At 62.0% G+C, this 22,853-nt stretch carries 20 protein-coding genes; 7 read left to right on the top strand and 13 right to left on the bottom strand.

Going from position 1 to position 22,853, the window contains the following annotated elements; all coding sequences use genetic code 11:
- Positions 1-7: 7 nt before the first annotated feature.
- From PPUTUW4_RS03180 to PPUTUW4_RS03165, 4 genes are all read right to left on the bottom strand, one after another.
- A complete protein-coding gene (locus tag PPUTUW4_RS03180) occupies positions 8-1,309 on the bottom strand; it encodes a hypothetical protein (RefSeq protein WP_015093370.1) in 1,302 nt (433 codons plus the stop codon).
- A gap of 239 nt (positions 1,310-1,548) precedes the next feature.
- A complete protein-coding gene (locus PPUTUW4_RS03175) occupies positions 1,549-3,117 on the bottom strand; it encodes an FGGY-family carbohydrate kinase (protein WP_041474977.1) in 1,569 nt (522 codons plus the stop codon).
- Positions 3,118-3,137: 20 nt separating this feature from the next.
- A complete protein-coding gene (locus tag PPUTUW4_RS03170; protein ID WP_015093368.1) occupies positions 3,138-4,727 on the bottom strand; it encodes a glycerol-3-phosphate dehydrogenase/oxidase in 1,590 nt (529 codons plus the stop codon).
- A 5-nt stretch (positions 4,728-4,732) separates the two neighbouring features.
- Positions 4,733-6,328: an FAD-binding oxidoreductase gene (locus PPUTUW4_RS03165; protein WP_015093367.1), complete on the bottom strand. Its 1,596-nt coding sequence runs from the start codon at positions 6,326-6,328 to the stop codon at positions 4,733-4,735.
- Between the two features lie 210 nt (positions 6,329-6,538).
- Here PPUTUW4_RS03165 and PPUTUW4_RS03160 point away from each other — a divergent pair, with 210 nt between their 5' ends.
- Positions 6,539-7,567 carry an AraC family transcriptional regulator gene (locus tag PPUTUW4_RS03160; RefSeq protein WP_015093366.1) on the top strand — a complete coding sequence of 343 codons (1,029 nt, stop codon included), beginning with the start codon at positions 6,539-6,541 and terminating at the stop codon, positions 7,565-7,567.
- Positions 7,568-7,608: 41 nt separating this feature from the next.
- Here PPUTUW4_RS03160 and PPUTUW4_RS03155 read toward each other — a convergent pair whose 3' ends face one another.
- The 5 genes from PPUTUW4_RS03155 to PPUTUW4_RS03135 all read right to left on the bottom strand — a co-directional run bounded on the left by PPUTUW4_RS03155 (position 7,609) and on the right by PPUTUW4_RS03135 (position 13,294).
- The gene (locus tag PPUTUW4_RS03155; RefSeq protein ID WP_015093365.1) at positions 7,609-7,977 is read right to left on the bottom strand and encodes a glyoxalase superfamily protein; all 369 of its coding nucleotides are present in this window, start codon (positions 7,975-7,977) and stop codon (positions 7,609-7,611) included.
- A gap of 234 nt (positions 7,978-8,211) precedes the next feature.
- Complete coding sequence (locus PPUTUW4_RS03150) at positions 8,212-9,669, bottom strand: D-aminoacylase (RefSeq protein WP_015093364.1); 1,458 nt, start codon at positions 9,667-9,669, stop codon at positions 8,212-8,214.
- 81 nt (positions 9,670-9,750) lie between these two features.
- The gene (locus PPUTUW4_RS03145) at positions 9,751-11,196 is read right to left on the bottom strand and encodes a SulP family inorganic anion transporter (protein WP_015093363.1); all 1,446 of its coding nucleotides are present in this window, start codon (positions 11,194-11,196) and stop codon (positions 9,751-9,753) included.
- Positions 11,197-11,543: 347 nt separating this feature from the next.
- Entirely contained in the window at positions 11,544-12,455 is a 912-nt protein-coding gene (locus tag PPUTUW4_RS03140) for a LysR family transcriptional regulator (RefSeq protein ID WP_015093362.1), read from the bottom strand.
- A 248-nt stretch (positions 12,456-12,703) separates the two neighbouring features.
- On the bottom strand, positions 12,704-13,294 hold the full coding sequence (locus tag PPUTUW4_RS03135; protein ID WP_015093361.1) for an NAD(P)H-dependent oxidoreductase: 591 nt from the start codon (positions 13,292-13,294) through the stop codon (positions 12,704-12,706).
- Positions 13,295-13,457: 163 nt separating this feature from the next.
- On the opposite strand from PPUTUW4_RS03135, the gene PPUTUW4_RS03130 reads away from it, so the two are divergent.
- Complete coding sequence (locus tag PPUTUW4_RS03130; protein WP_015093360.1) at positions 13,458-13,772, top strand: antibiotic biosynthesis monooxygenase; 315 nt, start codon at positions 13,458-13,460, stop codon at positions 13,770-13,772.
- On the opposite strand, the gene PPUTUW4_RS03125 is transcribed toward PPUTUW4_RS03130, so the two are convergent.
- Positions 13,762-14,526, bottom strand: coding sequence for a sulfite exporter TauE/SafE family protein (locus PPUTUW4_RS03125; protein ID WP_015093359.1), 765 nt, complete (start codon positions 14,524-14,526; stop codon positions 13,762-13,764). The genes PPUTUW4_RS03130 and PPUTUW4_RS03125 overlap by 11 nt on opposite strands.
- 215 nt (positions 14,527-14,741) lie before the next feature.
- Here PPUTUW4_RS03125 and PPUTUW4_RS03120 point away from each other — a divergent pair, with 215 nt between their 5' ends.
- From PPUTUW4_RS03120 to PPUTUW4_RS03105, 4 genes are all read left to right on the top strand, one after another.
- The gene (locus tag PPUTUW4_RS03120) at positions 14,742-15,626 is read left to right on the top strand and encodes a LysR family transcriptional regulator (protein ID WP_015093358.1); all 885 of its coding nucleotides are present in this window, start codon (positions 14,742-14,744) and stop codon (positions 15,624-15,626) included.
- Between the two features lie 42 nt (positions 15,627-15,668).
- Positions 15,669-16,247, top strand: a complete 579-nt coding sequence (locus PPUTUW4_RS03115; RefSeq protein ID WP_015093357.1) for an NAD(P)H-dependent oxidoreductase — start codon at positions 15,669-15,671, stop codon at positions 16,245-16,247.
- 49 nt (positions 16,248-16,296) lie between these two features.
- Positions 16,297-16,668, top strand: a complete 372-nt coding sequence (locus tag PPUTUW4_RS03110) for a MerR family transcriptional regulator (protein WP_015093356.1) — start codon at positions 16,297-16,299, stop codon at positions 16,666-16,668.
- 106 nt (positions 16,669-16,774) lie between these two features.
- Positions 16,775-17,119 carry a cupin domain-containing protein gene (locus tag PPUTUW4_RS03105; RefSeq protein WP_007900627.1) on the top strand — a complete coding sequence of 115 codons (345 nt, stop codon included), beginning with the start codon at positions 16,775-16,777 and terminating at the stop codon, positions 17,117-17,119.
- A 165-nt stretch (positions 17,120-17,284) separates the two neighbouring features.
- Here PPUTUW4_RS03105 and mmsB read toward each other — a convergent pair whose 3' ends face one another.
- Together mmsB and PPUTUW4_RS03095 are read right to left on the bottom strand one after the other, a co-directional pair.
- Positions 17,285-18,172 carry a 3-hydroxyisobutyrate dehydrogenase gene (gene mmsB, locus PPUTUW4_RS03100; protein WP_015093355.1) on the bottom strand — a complete coding sequence of 296 codons (888 nt, stop codon included), beginning with the start codon at positions 18,170-18,172 and terminating at the stop codon, positions 17,285-17,287.
- Between the two features lie 10 nt (positions 18,173-18,182).
- Positions 18,183-19,709, bottom strand: a complete 1,527-nt coding sequence (locus PPUTUW4_RS03095; protein WP_015093354.1) for a CoA-acylating methylmalonate-semialdehyde dehydrogenase — start codon at positions 19,707-19,709, stop codon at positions 18,183-18,185.
- Positions 19,710-19,859: 150 nt separating this feature from the next.
- Between PPUTUW4_RS03095 and PPUTUW4_RS03090 the strand changes: the two genes are divergently transcribed.
- Positions 19,860-20,807, top strand: a complete 948-nt coding sequence (locus tag PPUTUW4_RS03090; RefSeq protein WP_007973226.1) for a LysR family transcriptional regulator — start codon at positions 19,860-19,862, stop codon at positions 20,805-20,807.
- A gap of 99 nt (positions 20,808-20,906) precedes the next feature.
- Here the strand turns inward: PPUTUW4_RS03090 and PPUTUW4_RS03085 are convergent, their stop codons facing one another.
- A complete protein-coding gene (locus PPUTUW4_RS03085; RefSeq protein WP_015093352.1) occupies positions 20,907-22,451 on the bottom strand; it encodes a class I SAM-dependent methyltransferase in 1,545 nt (514 codons plus the stop codon).
- Between the last annotated feature and the right edge of the window lie 402 nt (positions 22,452-22,853).

The raw sequence follows: 22,853 nt of genomic DNA, 5'->3' as shown, positions 1-22,853 counted from the left end.
GTGTGCGTTACTGCGATGGCTGGGGCGCCAATCCCGCACCGGCATAAATCCGGCTGTGCGCGCCGAAATGGCCCAGCAGTTTGAACAGCTGTTGATTGAGTGCCGGATGGTCGAAGTCTTCGCGCTGCAGCTGATTACCGCTGCTGAAATCACCGGTGACCGGTGCGGTGTCCAGCCACTGGCCGATGGCTTCGTCGAACGCTGCGGACGCGTCGACGGACTCGGCACTCACCACTTCGCGCAGGTAATCCACCGAGTACGGCGGGTATCGGGCGTCCTGGGCAGAATCGGCATAGGCGTCGAACATCGGATGGGGCTGGCCCGTGCGCAGCAAACGACGCAGCCAGCTCGACTGATACTTCTCCACTTCCATGTGCCGGGTCGCAACGCGCTCGATGGACGCCTGCTTGTCGGCCGCGAAACCGGCCAATGCCTTGCCTTCCAGCAGAAGAAGACTGGCGAGATCGACACCGGGCAATGGCTTGGCGTGATAAGGCTGGGTCAGGTCCTGAATGTGGTGCAGGCCCCAGCCGAGAAAGCGATAACCCCAATATGGATGGCCGGTGGCAAAGGCCAGTCGCGCCAATCCCATGTATTGATAGGCGCGCCAGTCGGGCCAACTGCGTTGGAGAAATCCGGCAGCGGCGTACACCACCGGGCTCTCATGGAAGAATCCCATGTGGAACGGCGCCTGGGAGCTGTACTGAAACCGCGCGTCACCGAAGGGCTGCGGGCCGAAGCCGTACAGCGTGCCGACGTCGCCGGGGTTGTCGCTGAACAGGTTGATGTCGTGGCCGTAATCCGGCTCATCGGCGGCGCTGGCCAACACGGCCAGGGGTGCGACTTGTTCGTGGTCAGCGACGACGATGAAGCGCTGGCGATTCCACGGTGACAGCGTCTGCTCGACCATGACCTGCTCGGCCTTGAGGTGCTCACGCTCGGGTTGATCCTTGCCCGGCATCGGCTGGATGACCATCGCCAGATGAATCCCGGGATTGATGCGCAGTGCGGTGAGGAAGTCGTGGCGCAGATTGTCCCCCGGCACGGCTGGCAATCGCAGGTTGTCGGGGCGCGGCGGGTACTGGGCGAAGTGCTCGCGGGCGAAGTGTTCCTGCTCGTCGAGCAACGCGCTCACGGCCTCGTATTGTTGCCAGAGAAACTGTTCCAAAGGCTCGACTTCGACCTGCGGTGCATCGCGCAAGGCCGGCAGGTCCTGCAGCGCCAGGTAGCTGCCCACCGTATGGTTGGACCAGCCCCACGCCAGCGGCGCCGTTCCACAAAGCAGCAACAGGAGGAATGTCAGCTTCATTGCCTGGTTCTTATTGGATGTGCAGTGAGGGTTGAGCCTAACAACCGCCCCTGCCCCTGACACTGTCCAATCTCACCAGAAAAGTTCTCCGATAGCGCCACATGCACGGTGTAAAAAACACCGAAGGTCATTGTGGGAGCGAGCTTGCTCGCGATGGCGGTGGGTCAGTCACCATTGATATCGAATGTACTGCCGTCATCGCGAGCAAGCTCGCTCCCACAGGGTTCCCGGGTGTTTTACTAAGCGGGGTAACCGGTGATTTTGCGGATGCTCTGGTACAACGGCTTGAGCTGTCGATACATGCGCAAGTAGACCTCTTTGTACAGTCGCTCATAGACCTGTTGCGCTTCGGGTTGCGGCAGGAAGACCGCCCCGACCCGCGTCATGGCGGTGATCGCCGTGGGGAAGTCCGCGTGCAGTCCCAGCCCCACCGCGCAGCAAATGGCCGCGCCCAGGCCGGACGCTTCGTAGACATGCGGACGCTCGGCCGGCAGGCCGAAAATGTTCGCCGTGAGTTGCATCGCGGCATCACTCTGGGAGCCACCACCGGCGACGCGCAAGCGCGTGATGGAGACCCCCGAACGTTTCTCGATCTTCTCCATGCCCTGACGCAAGGCATACGCCAGGCCTTCGAGGATGGCCCGGTAAATGTGCGCGCGGGTATGCACGTCGCCGAAGCCGATCATCGCGCCCTTGGCTTCCACACCCGGCTCGCGGATGCCCGGCGACCAGTAGGGTTGCAGCATCAACCCCATGGAGCCCGGCGGCACAGCCTCGACCAGCGCATCGAAGAGTTGTTCGGGCTCCACGCCCTGGGCTTTGGCCTGCTGCATTTCCCGCAGGCCGAACTCGTTCTTGAACCAGCTGACCATCCAGTAGCCGCGATAGATCATCACCTCGCAGTTGAATTGATCCGGCACCGCCGACGGGTAAGGCGGAATCAACGGGACGATTTCCAGGTAGCGCGAGCGGGTGCTGGTGATCGTCGCCGTGGTACCGTAGGACAGGCACACGGTGCCGGCGTCGACGACGCCGGAACCCACGACTTCGCAGGCCTTGTCGGCACCCGCGGCAATCAGCGGCAGCCCCTCGGGAATGCCGGTGTGGCGGCTGGCCTCGGCGCTGATGTAGCCCAGGGTTTCACCGGGCTTGTGCAGGCTCGGCAGTTGCTCGGGACGCACCGCCAGCGCCTGCCATTTCCAGTCGCTGGGTGCGGCCCATTTCAGGCGCTTGAAATCGAAGGGCAAGTAACCGACGCAACAGCCCACGGAATCGACAAAGCGCCCACAAAGACGATGGGTGAGAAACCCCGAGAGCAGCAGGAACTTGTCGGTCGCCGCCCAGACCTCCGGCTGATGACGGGCGATCCAGTTGGCCTCGGCCTGGGCGCGAAAGTAGTCCACCGTGGCTTGCGCGCCGACCAGTTTGAACAACCAGCCCCACGGTCCCTTGATACCGCCTTCGACTTCGCTCTGACGTTGATCGAGCCACAAAATGGCCGGGCGCAAAGGCTTGCCCTGGGCATCGACGTTGATCACCGTGCCGCGTTGGGTGGTCAGGGACACGCCGGCAATCTGTGAGCGATCGATCCCGGTTTGCTGCCACACCTGCTGGCAGGCTTCACCCAGTTTCTCCCAGTAATATTCCGGGTCTTGCTCGGCCCACCCAGGTTGTGCCGAGTAATAGGCCTGCAACTCGACCTTGCCTTTGCCCAGCAGATTGCCCTGCAGGTCGAAGAGCAGCGCGCGCACGCTCTGGGTGCCATTGTCGATGGCCAACAGGTAACGCTTGTTCGGGTGGTTATCCATGGAGCTCTCTTCAATGGGCATCAGTGCGTGGCATCCGGCAATCCGTGATGGCGTTGCCACAACGCCCGATAACGCTGTATCTCCTGCTGCCAACGCTCATCGTCCCAGCCCAGTCGCGGCTGGCAGAGTTGGCGAATGGCAGTGAAACAATCCTCGCCGCCACGCGGTAGCAGCAGGCCCAGACGGGTGCGGCGCAACAGCAGGTCATCGAGATGCAGAACCATTTCCGTCTCGCAGGCAACGGCCAGTTCCGCCCACAAGGTGTCCGTGCTGCCTACCGTTTCATGGCCCAATCGGGCGATCAGTTGCGCCAGCCTCGGCAGGTCACGACCATGCCGCCCGGCCAGGCGCCGCCACTGGCTGGCGCTGAGCCCCGGTATCGCCAGCGGCGGCACGACGGCGAAAACCGGCGCGGCGTCATCATTGAAGGGCCGCTCGAGCATGCTCGCGCAGGCCCTGAGCACTTCGATAGCCTGCGGGCGAAAGGTGGTCAGCTTGCCGCCGGCCAGGGTCACGCAACCCGGCTCCTGCCACAGCACATGCTCACGGGTTTCATTCGACGGTTTGAGTTCACCCGCCACGCTGCCCACCACCGGGCGCACGCCCGACCAGGTTGACAGCACATCGGCTGCGACCACCTCAGCGCCGGGAAATTGTTGAGTGCAAGCCGCCAGCAGATAATCGAGCTCCTCGGCGCTGATACTCGCGCTTTGATCCAGATCCTCGCGATGATCGAGGTCCGTGGTGCCGACCACCGTGGCACCCTCCCAGGGGAAAACGAACACCGGTCGACGGTCGCACTCATGCAGGAAGGTGAAGGCTTGCGCCACGGGCAGGCGCCAGCCCGGCAACAACAGATGACTGCCACGCAACGGGCGCAACTGGCGAGGCTCATCGGGCAGGCGCAAGCGCTCGGCCCACGCGCCCGTGGCCACGGCCAACACCCCACAACGCAATGTCAGTGATCCGCCCCCCTCGCAGTCTTCGACCTGAACCCCGCAAACACGTCCCTCCTCACGCAGCAATTGCTGCACGCGCACGCCGTTGAGCACCACGGCGCCGTCGGCCCTGGCCTCGCCCAGAACGCGCATCACCAGGCGGGCATCATCGGTCAGAGCATCGATAAAACAGGTGCCGCCCAGCAGGTCATCTTCCTTCACCCCGGGGGCCAGATACCGCAGTTGCTGCGCGTCATGAAAGTGATGGCTGCGCCGCCCGGCCAACGCGTCATAGATCGACAGCAATCCACCCAGCACCCGCGGTCCGGGAAAACCGCCACGGTAATGCGGCATCATGAAACTCATCGGCTCGACCAGCCCCGGCGCTTCGTCGAGCAGCCTCTGGCGTTCACGCACCGAATCGCGGGTCAGGCGCCACTGGCCCTTGGCGATGTAACGCAAGCCGCCATGGACCATTTTCGAAGAGCGGCTGGAGGTGCCCCAGGCGAAGTCGCGCTGTTCCAGCAGCAGGCAACGCCACCCTCGGCGCGCTGCTTCGCGCAGGATGCCGGCGCCGCTGATGCCGCCGCCGATGACGATCAGGTCCCAGGTTTCAGCCGCCAGCGTCGGCAGCACCTGCTGACGCCACGCCGCGTTCCAGTCCAGGCTCATGGCCGTCACTCCTGCAACAGCGTGCCAGGGTTCAGTCGCCCGGCCGGATCGAAGTGCCGACTCAATGCCTGCAGGGTGTCCATCGCCAGCGCGCCCTTCTCGCGCAGCAGGTAAGGCGCGTGGTCCTTGCCCACGCCATGCTGGTGACTGATGGTGCCGTGGTTGTCGACGATGGTCTGGCTGGCCGCCTGCTTGAGTGCCTGCCAGCGCGCCAGGGTGGCGGGGTAATCCGCCGCCGGGCGAAACACGTAGGTGGTGTAGATGCTCGATCCTTCGCCGTAGACGTGGGACAGGTGGGTGAACACATGGACCCGTTCGCCCTGCGCCGCCAAGGCGTCACGCAGGCTGGTTTCGATCAGCGTGAGCAGGTTATCGACGTTGCTCCAGTCGGTGGCCGTTTCCAGGGTGTCGACCACGTAACCGGCGTTCCACAGGTTCTCGCGCAGGTAGGGAAAGCGGAAGCGGTTCTGCGCCCACTTCTTGCCGAGCAAGGTGCCGGTAAACACCCCGCCGAACGCCTTGAGGTGCTGCCGGGCCTGACGCAGGGACAGCGCATTTTGCCGACGGTTGCCGGTCACGCCGAACGTCAGCAGGCATTTGCCTTCGCCAGCACCGCGCAGGGCCAGGTATTTTTCCAGCCAGGCGATCTGCTGCGGGTGACCGGCCAGCGCCAGCTGGGTTTCGGTTTCCACCGCGTTGGACAGGCGCAGCATCGACAGCGGCACGCGCGCCTGGGCCAACTGGCGGATGGCTTGCAGCGCCTTGGGCCAATCGGGCAGGAACACACCGTAGAAACGTTCATCGGCGGGCAGTGCGCTGACCCGTACCTTCACCTCGGAAATGATCCCGAAGCGGCCCTCACAACCCAACACCACCTCGCGCAGATCGGGTCCGGCCGCCGAGGCCGGAAAGGAGGGAATGTCCAAAGGTCCGGCAAAGGTTTCCAGGGTTCCGCCAGCGAACAGTTGCTCGATCCGCCCATAGCGCAATGACTGCTGGCCACTGGAGCGGCTGGCGACCCAACCGCCCAGGGTCGACAGCTCCCACGACTGCGGGAAATGCCCCAGAGTGTAACCACGGGCGCGCAGCTGACTTTCCACCTGCGGTCCACTGGTGCCGGGGCCGAAGGTGGCCAGCAGGCTCTCTTCGTCGAGGTCCAGCAGGCGACTCATACGGGCCAGGGAAACCGTCACCACCGGCCGCGCGGAACTCGGCGGGTTGATGTGACCGGCCACCGAGGTGCCGCCGCCATAGGGAATCAGGCACAGGTCCTGTTCATGGGCGAGCAGCAGTAAACGGCGAATCTGCTCGGCACTCGTGGGATAGGCCACGGCGTCGGGATAATTGCCCAGCGCGCCCTCACGCAACGCCAGCCAGTCCGGCAGGCTTTGGCCGCGAGCATGCAGCAATCGATCATGGGCATCCACGCTGTACAGGAAGTGTTGCTGCAACCGCGACGGGGGCACGCGGGCCAATGCCGTCTCAAGCGTCGCGTCGGGCAGCGCTCGACCGTCACCTACCCGCCGGGCGAGAAAACTCGCGCCCTGGGCCGGTAGTTCGACCACCGTGGTTGCATCTCCCCAGCCGTTCCAGCGTCGCATGCGTGTGTCCTTTTGCGGTTCTGATCAGTGATATTTCAGGCCCCCATACTAGTCAGCCGCCGGAAAGTGTCACGGTCGCATCGGGCCAGTTCGAGTAGCCAATTGAGTCAAACGTCGCGCAGGCGTCAGCCATTTACTTTAGTCGTGCTTTCAAATTACCTTTCAGCGCATTCATCCGCGCACGCGGGCCTTGATCAAAGGAATACGATCATGCAATCCCTGGGCTTCACTTCCGTTCCGCCGCTGCTCAAATACCTGCGTCATGCCGAACAACTGGGCATGGCCATCGAGCCTGCGTTGGCGGCTGCCGGATTGCAGGCGCAGCAGTTGAGTGACAACAGCCTGCGGTTGCCCGGTGAAGCCCATGAACGGTTGCTCGATTATTTCTGCGAGCACTCGGGCGATCCGTTGTTCGGTCTCAACGCCGCGCGTTTTGTGTTGCCCAACTCCTGGAGCGTGCTGGGTTACATCACCATGAATTGCGCGACACTGGGCGATGCGATGAGCCGCATCATGCCGTTCGAGAAGCTGGTGGGAGACATGGGCGTCAGCCGCGCCGAGGTGCAGGACGGCGACGTGCACCTGATCTGGACCTGCCGCCATCAACGCCCGCGAATTCGCCGGCACCTGGTGGAAAACGTGCTTGGCTCCTGGCTGCAATACGCGCGCTGGATCGCCGACACGCAAATGTCGCCGGCCGCCGTCTGGCTGGAACATGCCTGCCCGGCCGACACGACGCTGGCAGAGTACGAGCAGTTCTTCGACTGCCCGGTACTGTTCGACCAGCCTTATTCGGCGCTGATTGTGCCGTTGCCGTATTTGCAGCTGCCCTTGCGTCAGGCCGATGCGCAATTGCTGCGCACCCTGGAAGAACATGCCCAGGGGCTGATGGCCACACTGGAGGACGCGTCGCTAGAACAGCGGGTCAAAAGCATCCTGCGCCAGCTGCTCAAGGAGGGCCTGCCACGCAAGGAGCAGGTGGCCGAGCATCTCGCCGTGTCCGTGCGCACACTGCAACGCCAGCTGCATCAGGCCGGTACGTCGTACCAGCAGATCCTCGATGACCTGCGCCAGGAACTGGCCGAGCATTACCTGCTCAACAGCACCTTGCCGATTCAGGACATCGCCCAATACCTGGGCTTCACCGAACCCCGCTCGTTTCACCGCACGTTCAAAAGCCGGCGCGGGATACCGCCCGGCGAGTTTCGCCAAACCCACAGGGTGCCGAACGAAGGCTGATGGCTTAAGTCTGAGGGGCTGAAGGCTCAGGGGTTGAAGGTTCAGAGACTGATCGCGTTGGTGAACACCAACCGATTGCCGAACGGGTCAGCGATGGTCATGTCCTGACTGCCCCAGGGCATGGCCTGAATCTGTGGATGGGAAAATCTGTATTCCCTGGCCAACAGTTGCTGTTGAAACTGCTCCAGCTCATCCGTCTCGATCCGCAGCGCAGAACCCGGCGTGCTGTCGCCATGGTGTTCGGACAAATGCAGCACACAATCGCCACGGGAGATTTGCAGGTACAGCGGGAAATCCGCTTCAAGTCGATGTTGCCAGTCGATCTTGAAACCGAGGAAATCGACGTAGAACTCCACTGCCTTGGCTTCGTCGAAAATACGCAGGACCGGAGTGGTTTTACCGAAGTTCATCGGATTGCTCCCAGACATTGAAAAACCTGTGGGAGCGAGCTTGCTCGCGATGGTCGTTAACGATGACGCGTCTCTACTGGATAAACGCGGCGCTCTTTTGTCCATCGCGAGCAAGCTCGCTCCTACATAGACGTACCGACCCGCAATGGTAGTCGGGTTTGATGTCAGTCCTTCGGCGCGGAAATGCCAATCTTTAATCTCAAAGTGCCATCACTGTGACGCAATCCGCGAAACTCACTGAAAACCCGTGCGCAAATCCCCTTGCCGCGCCAAAAACCGCCCCTCCCTGCGTCCGTTGGCCTGGCCATCGCGGTAACTCAACACACCGTTGACCCACACCCCTTCAATGCCCTCCGCCGCCCGCTGCGGATCGTTGAAATCGGCGACATCACGGATGGTCGCCGGATCGAACAACACCAGGTCCGCCCAATGGCCTTCGCGTATTTCACCGCGCTCCTTCAAACCAAAGCGTGCCGCCGACAGCCCGGTCATTTTGTGCACGGCGGTGTGCAGCGGGAACAGTCCTACGTCACGGCTGAAATGTCCGAGCACCCTGGGGAATGCGCCCCACAGGCGTGGGTGTGGGAACGGGTCTTCCGGCAAGCCGTCGGAGCCGACCATCGACAGCGGATGCGCGAGGATCCGGCGCACATCCGCCTCATCCATGCCGTAGTACACCGCACCGGCCGGTTGCAGTTGGCGGGCGGCATCGAGCAACGACAGGTTCCATTCGGCGGCGATGTCCATCAGGTCGCGGCCGCCCATCTCCGGATGCGGCGTCGACCAGGTGATGGTGATGCGGTGGGCATCGGTCACCTGCTTGAGGTCCAGGGTCGATGAACTCGCGGCGTAGGGATAACAGTCGCAGCCCACCGGGTGGGTCTTCGCCGCCTGTTCGAGGGACGCCAGCAACTGCGGACTGCGCCCCCAGTTGCCGGCGCCGGCACATTTGAGGTGGGAAATGATCACCGGGCTTTGCGCATGGCGACCAATCCGGAACGCCTCGTCCATGGCCTCCAGCACCGGCTCGAACTCACTGCGCAAATGGGTGGTGTAGACCGCGCCGAATGCGCTCAGCTCTTCGGTCAGTTGCATCACTTCATCGGTCGATGCCGAGAAGGCACTGGCATAGGCAAGGCCGGTGGACAGGCCCAGTGCACCAGCCTCGAGGCTCTCGCGCAGTTGCTTGCGCATCGCGGCGATTTCTTCAGTTGTGGCGGTGCGCAACAGATCGTCGAGGTGGTTGCTGCGTAACGCGGTATGACCCACCAAAGCGGCGACGTTCAGCGTGGTGTTCGCCGCTTCGACCGCCGCCCGATAGTCGCGGAAGGTCGGATAAACGAACGCAGCGGCCATGCCGAGCAGGTTCATCGGGTCCGGCGGATCACCGCGCAAACTCACCGGTGAAGCACTGATCCCACAGTTGCCGACGATCACAGTGGTCACGCCCTGGCTGAGCTTGGGCAGCATCTGCGGTTGGCGAATGACCACGGTGTCGTCATGAGTGTGCACGTCGATGAAACCCGGTGCCAGCACATGGCCCTGTGCGTCGACTTCTTCGTTGGCACGGGCATCGCGCAAGTCGCCGATACGCTCAATGTGCCCGCTGAGAATGGCCACGTCGGCGGGATAACCGGTGCTGTTGCTGCCGTCGATGATCAGGGCGTTGCGAATCAGCGTGTCGTACTGCATGTCAGTCTCCCTGCGGCAGGTGATCATCACCGACCGGCCGATCTTTCCCCGCTCAGCGTGGGAAAGATCGAATGGCTGAGTTCAGTCGTGCTGCATCCGGGCGCGCTTGAGCAGCTTTTTGCAGCGCTCGGACAAGTGCAGCACTCGCAAGTGTTTTCCAGCCTTGGCGTAGCGCTCGCGCAAGGTGCCCAGCGCGGCGATGGCCGAGTAGTCGACAAAGCTCAGGTGCCGGCAATCCAGGGTCACTTGCGCCGGGTCATTGGCCGGATCGAACTGATTGAGAAAGGGTGTGGTCGAGGCGAAGAACAGCGTGCCATGCACCCGATACAGCTTGCTGCCGTCGCTCTCCAGATGACTGTCGGCATACAGCTGACGGGCCTGCTGCCAGGCAAAGTTCAGCGCCGCAATGATGATGCCGCAGAGCACCGCGGTGGCCAGGTCGGTGAACACGGTAATCACTGTCACCGCGATGATCACCAGCACGTCGTTGAGCGGCACCTTGTTCAGCACCCGCAACGAGGCCCAGGCAAAGGTCTGTTGCGACACCACGAACATCACCCCGACCAGCGCGGCCAATGGAATACGCTCGATCAGCGGCGACAGAAACAGGATGAACAGCAGGATCGACACCCCGGCCACCACCCCGGACAAGCGACCGCGGCCGCCGGAACTGAGGTTGATCACGGTCTGGCCGATCATGGCGCAACCGCCCATGCCGCCGAATGCACCGGACACCACATTCGCCGCTCCCAGCGCCACGCACTCGCGATCCGGGTAGCCACGGCTCTCGGTGATTTCGTCGGTGAGGTTGAGGGTCAGCAGGGTTTCCAGCAACCCGACCAGCGCCATCAGGATCGCGTAGGGCGCGATGATGCGCAGGGTGTCCAGATTCCACGCAATGTCCGGCAGCGCCAGCGTCGGCAGGCCACCGGCAATGTGCGCCATGTCGCCCAGGGTGCGGGTTGGCAAGCCAAGCAGATACACCGCCAGGCCCACGCCGAGAATCGCCACCAGCGCCGGCGGTACGGTGCGGGTCAGGCGCGGCAGTACGTAGACAACGGCCATGGTCACCGCGACCAGGCCAAGCATCATGTACAGCGGCGTGCCGCTCAGCCAGGCCTCACCGTCCTTGAAGTGCTCCAGTTGCGCCAGGGCAATGATGATCGCCAGGCCGTTGACGAAGCCGAGCATCACCGGGTGCGGCACCATGCGCACCAGTTTGCCGAGCTTGAGCAGCCCGAACGCCATCATGATCAGCCCGCCCAGCAACACCGTGGCCAGCAAATACTGCACGCCGTGTTGCACCACCAGCGCGACGATCACCACGGCCATCGACCCGGCCGCGCCGGACACCATGCCCGGTCGCCCGCCGAAGAGCGCGGTCAGGGTGCAGATGATGAACGCGCCATAGAGCCCCATCAGCGGATTGAGGTGGGCCACCAGGGCGAAAGCGATGCACTCGGGCAACAGGGCGAAGGAGGTGGTAAGCCCGGCCAGGACATCGGCGCGTAGACGTTTTGCTTTCATGGGGGGGACCGCACACAGGGAGAGACGAAAAAAGAGTGTGCGGATGTTACGGAATCGAGGGCGGCCCGACCAGTTAATGGACTGCTGAAAAAGCTTCGCGAGCAGGCTCGCTCCCACATTTGATCTAAACCGGTCACAAAATTTGTGTACGACACAAAGCCCTTGTGGGAGCGAGCCTGCTCGCGAAGAACGATGACGCGGTCTAATAGCGAACTCACACCATCTCGTCGCGAATCCACTCCACCACCGACATGCGCTTCGGCACCCAACCCAACAGTTCCCGCGCAAGACATCGAGCAAGGCTTGCGCCGCGCCACGATGATCGCCTCTTGCGCAGGAGTCACGAATCAGCCTTTGAAATCCGCGCTCGCATAAGCCGCCAACTTGCCCTGGATAAAGTCCAGGAAGCATTGAATCCGCAAGGCCAGCTGCGAGTTGCGGTAGTACACCGCATTGATCGGCTGGCGATAGCCGCTGTTGAATTCGGCCAGCAACACTTTCAAGCGTCCGGCACGAATGTCCTCGATGGTCATGAAGTGCGACAGGCTGGCGATGCCCTGGCCGTCCAGTGCCAGATGGCGGATGGTCTCGCCGCTGGAGGCGCTGATCGACGCCTGAATCGGCCAGCGATCGCCATGCACATAACGCAGCGGCCATTGGTTGAGGCCTTCGTTCTGGGTGAACCCCAGCAGCGTATGGTCGGCCAGGTCAGCCACGGCCTGCGGTGTGCCGTGCTTTTCCAGGTACGCCGGGCTGGCGACGATGTGCAGCGGGCTGCAACCCAGGGAGCGGGCATGCAGTGTCGAGTCGGTCAGGGTGCCAATGCGAATGGCGATGTCGGTGCTCTGTTCCAGCAGGTCGATGATCAAGTCGTTGCTGTTGAGTTCGAGCTGGATGTCGGGGTAAAGCCTGCGGAATTCATCGATGTAGGGCACGATGGCGTGCAGCATGAAGGGTGATGCCGCGTTGATCCGCAGGCGCCCGGACGGTGTTTGCTGGCGTGAGGACAGGCGCTCTTCGAGCTCATCCATCTGATCGAGAATGCGCTTGGCATGCTCGAAGAAATACTTGCCCTCCTCGGTCAGGTCCATGCGTCGCGTGGTGCGATTGATCAAGGTGGTGTCGAGCTTGGCCTCCAGCCGCGACAGCGTGCGGCTGACCGCCGAAGGCGTTTGCCCGACCTGCTCGGCCGCCGCGGAAATCGACCCGCATTCAATCACGCAGACGAATATCTGCAATTCATCGGATCTGGCTTTCACGTGTGTCCCTTATCGATAGTCCTGCGCCGCTTCTTTTGAGTTGTGAGGAACCATTGTGGCGAGGGGGCTTGCCCCCGTTGGTCCGCGAAGCGGACCCACAACCCACTAACGCGGTGGTTCAGGAAGTCGCGCATTAACCGACTTTACGACGGCTTCGCCGCCGAACGGGGGCAAGCCCCCTCGCCACAAAGGCCCCCTCGCCACAGGAACGGTGCCGGACTCAAATAATCGATAGTAGCCCGAAACAGTCACGCCTTCAGGCCAAACACCTCAATCAAATGCTGCTCATAACGCGCCACGTCGCCTTCGATGTTCGGGCGCTTCATCACGTCTACGCACAGGAACGTCGGCAAACCGGTCATGCCCAGGAACTCGTTGGCCTTGTGGAACGGGAAGTACACCGCATCCACACCCTTGGCTTCGAAGAAATCGGTCGGGTCGTCGAAGGCTTGCTGCGGGGCGTTCCAGGTCAGCGACAGCATGTATTGCTTGCCGTGGATCAGGCCGCCGCTGCCGTACTTCTGCGACGCGTCGGAACGGGTGCGGCCGTCGCTGGCGTAGAGGCTGCCATGGCCTTCGGTGAAGACTTCATCGATGTACTTCTTCACGGTCCACGGCGCGCCCATCCACCAGCCGGGCATCTGGTAAATGATCACGTCGGCCCAGAGAAACTTGGCCACTTCTTCGGCGACGTCGTAGCCCTCGTCGATGAAGGTGGTTTTGATATCCACACCACCGCGATCCAGCACGCTCAACGCGGCTTCATGCAGGGTGGTGTTGTAGCGGCCGTCGGAGTGCGCAAATTGTTTGCCGCCGTTGAGCAACAGGACTTTTTTCATGGAAGGTCTCGGTAAGGGTCGGGAATTCGATGGCGGCAGAGTACCGGTCGGCCTCGCGCGGAATAAGCGGCGATTTGGCAAAAGTCATTTGACCCACAAGCACGAATCAGCAGTCGATTGTTGCCTTAGACTGGCGCCCATTCTGATCTGAGGAGAGATGTAGATGAGTGAAATCCAGGGCTTCATCCTGCACGCCAAGACCCGTCCGGAAAAATCCGACGCCTTCGAAGCCTTTTTCAGCGGCTACGTGCAAGCAAGTCGCGCCGAACCCGGTTGCATCGAATACCACATGCTGCGCGACAAACAGGACCCGACCCTGTTCATTTTCTACGAGATCTGGCAGTCCCAGGCCCATCTGGACGTGCACTCGAACCTGCCGCACATGAAGCAGTTCCTCGAGCAGCGCGATGAATATCTGGAACGGGACTTCGACATCCGCGCCATCGACATGATCAGCCCGTCGTCCGCTAGCCGCTGATCAGCAAATGGCCGCCAAGCACACCCAGGCCAACGAAAAACACGCGCTTGAACCACAAGGCGCTGATCCGCTGGCGCAGCGATTGTCCCAGCCACATGCCGAGCATGGCCGGGATCAGCGCCAGCAGCGAGGCGCTCAACTCGCCCCCGCCGAGCGCGCCACGCCATAGCAAGCCACCGGCCAGGGCCAGGGTCGAGACGGTGAACGACAGGCCCAGCGCCTGCACCAGTTCGTCCCGGCTCAAACCCAGTGCTTGCAGATAGGGCACCGCCGGAATCACGAACACGCCGGTGGCCGACGTGATAACGCCGGTCAGCAGGCCACACAGTGGACCGAGCCCGCGTTCGCTGCGCCGCCCCACCCGCAAGGTCGGCAGGCACAATCCACTCAGCGCATACAGCAACAACGCAGCGCCCAACCCTCGCACCACCCAATGGCCACCGCTCATGCCGATCCACAACGTGCCCAGCCCTGTGCCGATGAAGATCGCCAGCAACATCGGCCACAGTCGTTTGATCAATCCGGACAAATGCCCGCCGAATGCCAGTTGCCAGACGTTGGTGAGCGTTGCCGGAATGATCAATAGCGCGGCTGCCTGCGACGGCGCCATAGCCAGACCGAGCAGTCCCATGGCAACCGTTGGCAGGCCGAGGCCGATCACGCCCTTGATCATGCCAGCCAGCACAAAGGTGCCGATCACCAGCAGTGACAGGGCCAATCCGAGGTTCTGGTAAAACGCCGAGAGTGTGTTCATGGGGCTATGGTGGGCCCGCGGGGGGTGATTGAAAATCTGCCATATACTGAGGCTGCCTCTTGCTATGACAGAGGCTGATTGTTTTGCTGCGGCAACTGGCCTCTTCGCGAGCAGGCTCGCTCCCACAGGGGCTATGCGCCGATCACATACCCAATGTGGGAGCGAGCCTGCTCGCGAAGGCGTTGGTCCAGACAACAGATAATCCGGGACAAACAATGCACTTCGACCTGACCGACCTGCACCTGTACCTGAACATCCTCGACACCGGCAACATCACCGCCGGCGCCGCACGCAGTCATCTGTCACTCGCGGCGGCCAGCGCGCGAATTCGCGCCATGGAGGCATCTTTGGGCGTCGAGTTTCTTCAGCGCAACCGTCGCGGGGTCAGCCCGACGCCGGCCGGCGATGCTCTGGCCCGGCATGCCCGGGTTCTGCTGCAACAGGCCGAACGCCTGCAACAGGAACTGGCCGAATACGCCAAGGGCGTCAAAGGCCAGGTGCGGCTGCTGTGCAATACCACGGCGATCACCGAGTACCTGCCGGAGTTGCTCGCGGACTTCCTGCACAGCCACCCCAACCTCGACATCGACCTGCAGGAACTGCCCAGCGCCCGCATCACCCACGCCTTGCGCCAGGGCGCGGCGGACCTGGGCATCGTTTCCGATGCGGTGGACACCGATGACTTGCAGACCCGAGCGTTCCGCGATGATCCGCTGGTGCTGATCATGCCCCGCGAACATCCCCTGGCACAGGCAACCTCGGTGAGCTTCACCGATACGCTGCATCACGACTACGTCGGCCTGAATGCCAACAGCGCGCTGGCGGTGTATCTCGAAGAACAGGCACTGCACGCCGGCCTGCGCATGCAGATTCGCATCCGCGCCGATGGCTTCGATGGCGTGATGCGCATGGTCGCCCGTGGCGCGGGCCTGGCGATTGTGCCGCTGGCTGCGGTCGAGCGCGGGTCCGGTGGCCTGTCCTTCAAGAGCCTCGCCCTGCAGGAAGTCTGGGGCCAACGCAAACTGCTGCTCTGTGCACGGGACTTCGCCGCATTGCCCGGCTATGCCAAGGCCCTGCTGCATGCCTTGACTCTCCCCTGAGGGGCAGACTTTATCCTTGAGGTTTGATTTTCAAGGACAGCGATGATGGGTAAACGAATACTGGTGATCCTCGGGCATCCGTCCAGCAACAGCTTCTGCGCCGCCCTTGCCGAGCGTTACACACTGTCGGCCGTGCGCGCCGGGCATGAGGTGCGTCAGTTGTTTCTCGGCACCCTGGATTTTGACCCGGTGCTGCGCGAAGGTTATCAGCAGGTTCAGCCGCTGGAGGCCGACTTGCATAACGCCCAGGCCGACATCCTGTGGGCCGAACAGCTGACGCTGGTTTATCCAATCTGGTGGGGTGGCGTACCGGCCTTGCTCAAGGGCTTTTTCGACCGGGTGTTCTTGCCGGGTTTTGCCTTCAAGTATCGCCAGGGCAAAGCCTTCCCCGACAAACTTCTGCGCGGCCGAACCGCCCACCTGTTGGTGACGATGGACACACCGCCCTGGTACTACCGCTGGATCTACCGCATGCCCGGTTTGCATCAGGTCCGCAAAACCACGCTGGAATTCTGTGGCATCAAGCCAACCCGAACCCTCACCTTCGGGCCAATTCTCGGCGCCAGCGCAGACCGGCATGCGGCCTGGTTACGCCAGGCCGAAGCTATCGCCAGCGCTTGAGTCGGTCGATAATGCGCCGAGCTTTATCCTCGGAGAAAAGGACCTTCCCATGTACATCGGCCAAGCTGCGCAACGTTCCGGAACCACTGTCAAAAGCATCCGTCACTACGAGTCGATTGGCCTGCTGCCTGCCGCTCGACGTCAGGGCAAGTACCGCATCTACGACCAGCACAGCGTCGATCTGCTGATGTTCATCAAATGTGCGCAGCAGCTGGGTTTCAGGCTCAAGGAATTGCAGTCAGCCTTTGCCGGACATCAGGGCCCGCAGTTGCCATGGGAACGGGCCCATCAGGTCATCGCCAGCAAAAAACAGGAAATCGCCGAACGGATAGCGGCACTGTCGCAACAGCACGCGCAATTGGTCGAGTTCGAAAGCAGCCTCGAACAATCCAGGCTCGACTGCCCGTTGACCCGTCTTTGAGGGCTGTGCGTTTCTGGACAGCTCAGTGTCGAGCACAGACAACTGACACACGGACAGGCGCTATAGGGTGCGACTTCAGTTCCTGAGCCCACTGCCCGGAGTCATCATGACCGCACCGATTACCGTTCTTCGCGACACCCACCCGCTGCCCGTACTCGACGCCTGCAAATGGGAAAAACTCGAAGGCGACCCGCACACCGTCAACCTCAACGCCTACACCAGTGAAGACGGCAGCAAGATCATGGGCACCTGGATCTGCACACCGGGCAAGTGGTACGTGGAATATGTGAAGTGGGAGTACTGCCATTTCCAGGAAGGCTACTGCATCATCACCCCCGAAGGCATGGCGCCGATCCACCTGCGCGCTGGGGACATCTTTGTCATCGAGCCCGGGATGAAAGGCACCTGGGAAGTGGTGGAGACCGTGCGCAAATACTTCGTGTTTGCCTGATACAAAAAAACCGGGGGATCACCCGACGTGATCTCCCGGTCAAAAGTCTTTAGGTAAGCGCCGTACCCTGTGGGAGCGAGCTTGCTCGCGATAGCGGTGGGTCAGTTACCATCAATGTCGACTGTAACGACCTCATCGCGAGCAAGCTCGCTCCCACAGTTTTTGCTATTGGGGCTTGCGATAGCTATTGATGATCGCCGAGAAGTCATTCCCACCTTCCCCACGCAAACTCATCGCCTGATACAGCTGCTGTGCCACCGCGCCAAGCACTACCGGCTGGTGCGCCTGACGCGCCGCTTCAGTGGCCAGCCCCAGATCCTTGAGCATCAGTTCGGCCCCGAAGCCGCCGGTGTAGCCGCGCGACGCCGGTGCTGTTTCGACGATGCCCGGCCACGGGTTGTACATCTCCGAACTCCAGCAACGCCCGGTGGAGCTGTTGATGATGCCCGCGAGCACCTTGGTGTCGATGCCCAGCGCATCACCCAGCGCCATGGCTTCGCTGACGCCGACCATGGAAATCCCCAGCAGCAGGTTGTTGCAGATTTTAGCGATTTGCCCGGTGCCGACCTCACCACAATGGACGATGTTGCGGCCCATCTGCGCCAGTACCGGTTGCAGGATGGTGAACAGTTCAGGCGTGGCGCCGACCATGAAGGTCAGGGTCCCGGCGGCGGCACCACCGGTACCGCCAGAGACCGGCGCATCGGCCATGGTCACGCCCTGTTTGGCAGCGGCGGCGGCCACGTCCCGCGCGGTCTGCGGATCGATGGTGCTGCAATCGACGGCCGGTACGCCTTTGCCGATACCGGCGAGCACACCGTTTTCACCCAGCCACACACTGCGCACATGCACCGCGGCAGGCAGCATGGTGATCACCAGTTCGGCGCCCTCCGCCGCTTCACGGGCCGATGCACTGATACTGCCGCCCAGTTGCTCCAGTTCGGCCAGCACGGCCTTGTTCAGGTCCACCAGGCGCAGCGCATGGCCGGCCTTGATCAGGTTGCGCGCCATCGGCGCGCCCATGTTGCCCAGACCGATAAAAGCGATTTTCATGTCCGGCTCCTTATCGCAGGTTGATCGTGGTGTTCACACCGTCGTTGACGCTGTTGTCGTCGAACCAGCGGCTGGTGACGGTCTTGGTCTGAGTGTAGAACTGCACCACCTGCTTGCCGTACGGACCGAGGTCGCCGAGCTTGGAGCCGCGCGAGCCGGTGAAGCTGAAGAACGGGACCGGCACCGGGATCGGGATGTTGATGCCGACCTGGCCGACATCGATCTCGCTCTGGAATTTACGTGCCGCCGCACCGCTCTGGGTGAACAGGCCCGTGCCGTTGCCGAACGGGTTGGCGTTGACCAGGGCGATGGCCTCGTCGAGGGTGGCGACTTCCAGCACCACCAGCACCGGGCCGAAGATTTCCTGGGTGTAGATCTGCATGTCGGTGGTCACGCCGGAGAACAGGGTCGGGCCGACAAAGTTGCCCTTCTCGTAGCCCGGAACCGAGATTTCGCGACCGTCCAGCTCCAGCTTGGCGCCTTCCTTGATGCCGCTTTCGATCAGGTCGAGAATCCGCGCCTTGGCTTTCTTCGAAATCACTGGACCGACATCGGTGCCCGGCTCGCTGCCGGCATTGACCTTGAGTTTTTGCGCCAGCGCCTTGAGGTCCGGCAGCCATTGCTTGGCCGCACCCACCAGCACCACCACCGAGGTGGCCATGCAGCGTTGACCGGCAGCACCGAAGCCGGCACCCACCAGCGCATTCAGCGCTTGTTCGCGATTGGCGTCCGGCAGCACCACGGCGTGGTTCTTGGCGCCCATCATCGATTGCACGCGCTTGCCGTGTTTACCGGCCAGGTCATAGACATGAGTACCGACGGCGGTCGAGCCGACGAAGGAAACCGCCTTGATGTCCTTGTGGGTGCAGAGCCCGTCCACCACATCCTTGCCGCCATGCACGACGTTGAGCACGCCGGCCGGAATGCCCGCCTCGATCGCCAGCTCCACCAGGAGCATGGTCGACATCGGGTCCTGTTCCGACGGCTTGAGCACGAAGGTGTTGCCGCAGGCGATGGCCATCGGGAACATCCACAGCGGAATCATCGCCGGGAAGTTGAACGGGGTAATGCCCGCGCACACGCCGATCGGCTGGCGCAGGGTGTAGGTGTCGACGCCACCGGCGACGTTTTCAGCGAATTCGCCCATTTGCAGGCTGCCGATGGAGCAGGCGTGCTCGACCACTTCCAGGCCACGGAAAATATCGCCTTCGGCGTCGGCAATGGTCTTGCCCTGCTCGGCGCTCAGGACCGCGGCGATGCGCTTGGAGTGCTCGCGAATCAGCGCCTGGAGCTTGAGCATGATGCGCATCCGCGCGCCGATGGGTGTCAGCTTCCAGGTCTGGAAAGCACGATGAGCGGCGCTGATGGCGGCGTCGACTTCTTCGGCGGTGGCAAACGGCACTTTGGCCAGCACTTGCTGGGTCGCCGGGTTGACGATGTCGTGCCATTCGGTGGACTTGGACTCGACCCATTCGCCGTCGATCAACAGTTTGACCTTTTGCACGGTGGTGTCATTGGGCGTGAGCGATGCGTTCATGTGAGTCTCCGGATCTTTGTTGTTATCTTGGGAGCCAAGGCGAAAGGGTCGCCCTGAGATGAGCTGTTTGTCGCGAATTGGTTCTCGGACTGTTTTTGGAGTATAGATGTGCAAACTTCTGATAAGAACGCACATAAAAACCGGTCCAACATGCAAAAAAACATCACCTCCCTCGGTTCGCTCAACTGGGATGACCTCAAGTTTTTCCTTGAAGTCGCCCGCACCCGCAAGGCCAGCACCGCGGCCAAGCGCCTGGCGGTGGACTACACCACGGTGTCGCGGCGCATCAGTTCGCTGGAAACGGCGCTGGGCACCTTGCTGTTCGAGAAGTCCCGGACCAACGGCTTTGTCCTGACTGCCGAAGGCCAGCGGTTGATGGGGTATGCCGAATCGATCGAAAGCACCTTGCACATGGCGTGCGAGCAGGTTTCCGGTTCCGGCGTGGCGCTGTCCGGTCATGTGCGCATGGGCTGCACCGAAGGCTTCGGCAGCTTTTTCATCACGCCGCAGTTGAGCCACTTCGTCGACACCTACCCGGCGATTTCGGTGGACATCCTGCCGCTGCCGCACTTCATCAGCCTGTCCAAGCGCGAGGCCGACATCGTCATCGCCCTGGAGCGCCCGGAGCATGGCCCGTACGTCTGCTGCAAACTGTGCGACTACCGGTTGCAGCTGTACGCGACCCAGGATTATCTCGACAACCACCCGGCCATCCACCGCCCGGCAGACCTGGCGAAACATTCGTTTATCAGTTACGTCGACGACCTGGCGTTCAGCTCGGAGCTGTTGTACCTGGCCAACGTACTGCCCGGTGCCAGCGCCAACCTGCGCAGCACCAGCGTGATCGCGCAGTTCGTGGCGGCGCAGCAAGGACGCTCACTGGCGATCCTGCCGTGCTTCCTCGCCACTCAAGACCCGCGCCTGCTGCCGGTGTTGCCACAGGAAATCAACATCACCCGACAGTTCTGGATGTACTGCCGGGAGGACCTGCGCAAGCTCAAGCGGATCACCCTGTTGTGGGATTACATCCGCCAGGTGACCGAGCAGAATCAGGGCCTGTTGATGGGTGAAAGCCGGGAGATGTTGTTTGCCGACTGAGGATTTGAAGAAATCAGGTAGCGGCACCGTAATGAGGTCAGCAGGTTAACGCCCAGGTGAGGGCTCCCAAGATGGGGGCGTCAGCCCCCCATCTGTCGGTCAAACGATGTTCAACGCCTTGAGAACCACCAGCGATTGCTCGGCAAACGCTTCGGCCTGTTCAGTCAGTTCGGCGATATTCTCCTCAGCTGTGGTCAACGGCTGATTGTCCTTGATGAGGACTTCGCCTTGTTCAGCGAGGACGCCCCACGCCAGCTGTGCCCATTCAGCCGGATGTTTTCTGCCTTGCTTGATTGAAATCAGGAACAGCAGCTGGAAGCGGCTGACCGGCACGCCGCCGCCCGTTACCGGACTGGCCAGGACCTGGATTTTGTTACTGAGCAGCGCACGTTTGCATAGCTGCAGATTGAGGGTGTTGCAGCGCGCCTGCACCAGTTTCTCGGCCACTTCGCTCTGGCACGGTGCTGCAGCGCCCATCCCGATCAATACGGTGATGGCCTGCACCAGATCGTCATAAGTCATCGAGGGCACGGCCCCGGCCAACTGGCGCAACGTTTTCGGTGCATAGGCGTTGGCCGTCAGCGCTTCGAGTACGGGACCATAGACCTCTGCCTGCAGCGTAGCTTCGCCGGCAGGCCCCCTGACGGTGTCAGAGATGCTTTCTGCCGCCCGCAGCAGGACAAAACGCGTGTTGTACATACCCTGGCGCTGTTCAGCGGCGGACAGTCGGTTGGCGCCGCGCACGTACAGATCTCGACGGAAATGCTGGTTGACGAAGTAGTCGCGCGCTTGTTCACGCATGACCGGGTGCTCGATTCCTTCCAGGAAGTCCATGCCTTCTGCGCTCAAGTTGAGCGGGGCCACCGAGTCCAGAGGGACAGCCGTCGTGGCGTAGTCGAGTTTGGCAGGGGCCAGGGCATCGACCACGTCGGTGAAATACATGCAGTTCCAGTCGCGATTGAAGTATTCATGGGCGACGTACTGGCGATCCTGGCCTTTGATGCCCTGGAGCTTGTCGTTCAGGTTCGGTACCGCGCTGGCGTAGTTGGGGTTGGCCGCCAGCAGCGTTTCGGAGAATTGCAGTGCGGCCTCGATACGCTGGTCCGGGCGAACGCTGGTGTTCGTGGCGAAGCGGTCGTGCAGCCTGAACAGATGACGCAAGGGCGCCGACGGCGACCAGCCGGGGAAGCAGTTGTAGCTTATGTACAGCAGGCCACCGGGTTTGAGGTGACGACGGGCGAACTCGACGATCAGTTTCTGGTTGTCGCGGCTGACCCAGGTCCAGATGCCATGCAGGCTGATGCTGTCGAATTGTGGCAAGTCGTCGCGGGCAAGCAGTTGCTCGAAGCTGTCGTCATACAGCCGCGCATCGCTGTTCCAGGCAGTCGCCAGTGCATTGGCATGGGCTGCCTGGCCTGGGTGGAAATCCGTACCTATGTAGGACCCTGGGTTGGCGGCGGCATGGATATTGATCGAGACACCCTGGCCAAATCCCAATTCGCAGTGATAGCCATCGGTCGTCTCAAGACTGGAAAAACCGCGCAACAACAAGCAATAGCGCTGGAAGACTGGATTGATTTCCCGGCTGTAGCTGTAGGTGTAGCCCTCGTCCGTAAAATACCCTTCGTTCCAGGCGTCGCTCATGCTTGTTTCCCTTTATATCGAGAGTGAAAAGTTGCTTTTATAAGGGGTAGCTCTTGCGCACTACAAGCAATAAAAAACGTGTGAGCAATCTTTTCGTGTCCACGCCAGGCTGTAGCCGTTGCGGCCACAGAGGGTACAGCTTGAGCGTGAACGATAGGGACGCCCTTGGCTTGCATGAGGGAGGCTAGCGCGTCCGCATATCCAGCTCACCAAGAGCCGCTCGCCAATTAGTCGGAGCTAACGCCGATGGCGACCCGGCGATTCTCGGTGCGTCGGTGTGGCCATCGACCCGCTCTCGCTCGATACCCACACCGAGCAGCGCCTTGCCGACGCGCTCTGTCGTCCTGACAGCCACCTTCATGCAGGAATACTCTTGGACCGAAGCGAAAGGATGCCGCAACG

The organism is Pseudomonas sp. UW4 (assembly GCF_000316175.1).
GTDB lineage: Bacteria > Pseudomonadota > Gammaproteobacteria > Pseudomonadales > Pseudomonadaceae > Aquipseudomonas > Aquipseudomonas laurylsulfatiphila.
The sequence above is the reverse complement of the archived record's forward strand: the minus strand, read 5'-3'. Positions and strand labels throughout refer to the sequence as shown.

What these genes read in the sequence shown, in the direction of transcription:
- PPUTUW4_RS03165 (WP_015093367.1), bottom strand. Translation starts at nt 6,328, where the DNA reads ATGCGACGCTGGAACGGCTGGGGAGATGCAACCACGGTGGTCGAACTA.
- PPUTUW4_RS03160 (WP_015093366.1), top strand. Translation starts at nt 6,539, where the DNA reads ATGCAATCCCTGGGCTTCACTTCCGTTCCGCCGCTGCTCAAATACCTG.
- PPUTUW4_RS03135 (WP_015093361.1), bottom strand. Translation starts at nt 13,294, where the DNA reads ATGAAAAAAGTCCTGTTGCTCAACGGCGGCAAACAATTTGCGCACTCC.
- PPUTUW4_RS03125 (WP_015093359.1), bottom strand. Translation starts at nt 14,526, where the DNA reads ATGAACACACTCTCGGCGTTTTACCAGAACCTCGGATTGGCCCTGTCA.
- PPUTUW4_RS03110 (WP_015093356.1), top strand. Translation starts at nt 16,297, where the DNA reads ATGTACATCGGCCAAGCTGCGCAACGTTCCGGAACCACTGTCAAAAGC.
- PPUTUW4_RS03095 (WP_015093354.1), bottom strand. Translation starts at nt 19,709, where the DNA reads ATGAACGCATCGCTCACGCCCAATGACACCACCGTGCAAAAGGTCAAA.
- PPUTUW4_RS03105 (WP_007900627.1), top strand. Translation starts at nt 16,775, where the DNA reads ATGACCGCACCGATTACCGTTCTTCGCGACACCCACCCGCTGCCCGTA.
- PPUTUW4_RS03155 (WP_015093365.1), bottom strand. Translation starts at nt 7,977, where the DNA reads ATGAACTTCGGTAAAACCACTCCGGTCCTGCGTATTTTCGACGAAGCC.
- PPUTUW4_RS03085 (WP_015093352.1), bottom strand. Translation starts at nt 22,451, where the DNA reads ATGAGCGACGCCTGGAACGAAGGGTATTTTACGGACGAGGGCTACACC.
- PPUTUW4_RS03115 (WP_015093357.1), top strand. Translation starts at nt 15,669, where the DNA reads ATGATGGGTAAACGAATACTGGTGATCCTCGGGCATCCGTCCAGCAAC.
- PPUTUW4_RS03145 (WP_015093363.1), bottom strand. Translation starts at nt 11,196, where the DNA reads ATGAAAGCAAAACGTCTACGCGCCGATGTCCTGGCCGGGCTTACCACC.
- PPUTUW4_RS03175 (WP_041474977.1), bottom strand. Translation starts at nt 3,117, where the DNA reads ATGGATAACCACCCGAACAAGCGTTACCTGTTGGCCATCGACAATGGC.
- PPUTUW4_RS03170 (WP_015093368.1), bottom strand. Translation starts at nt 4,727, where the DNA reads ATGAGCCTGGACTGGAACGCGGCGTGGCGTCAGCAGGTGCTGCCGACG.
- PPUTUW4_RS03150 (WP_015093364.1), bottom strand. Translation starts at nt 9,669, where the DNA reads ATGCAGTACGACACGCTGATTCGCAACGCCCTGATCATCGACGGCAGC.
- PPUTUW4_RS03090 (WP_007973226.1), top strand. Translation starts at nt 19,860, where the DNA reads ATGCAAAAAAACATCACCTCCCTCGGTTCGCTCAACTGGGATGACCTC.
- mmsB (WP_015093355.1), bottom strand. Translation starts at nt 18,172, where the DNA reads ATGAAAATCGCTTTTATCGGTCTGGGCAACATGGGCGCGCCGATGGCG.
- PPUTUW4_RS03180 (WP_015093370.1), bottom strand. Translation starts at nt 1,309, where the DNA reads ATGAAGCTGACATTCCTCCTGTTGCTGCTTTGTGGAACGGCGCCGCTG.
- PPUTUW4_RS03120 (WP_015093358.1), top strand. Translation starts at nt 14,742, where the DNA reads ATGCACTTCGACCTGACCGACCTGCACCTGTACCTGAACATCCTCGAC.
- PPUTUW4_RS03130 (WP_015093360.1), top strand. Translation starts at nt 13,458, where the DNA reads ATGAGTGAAATCCAGGGCTTCATCCTGCACGCCAAGACCCGTCCGGAA.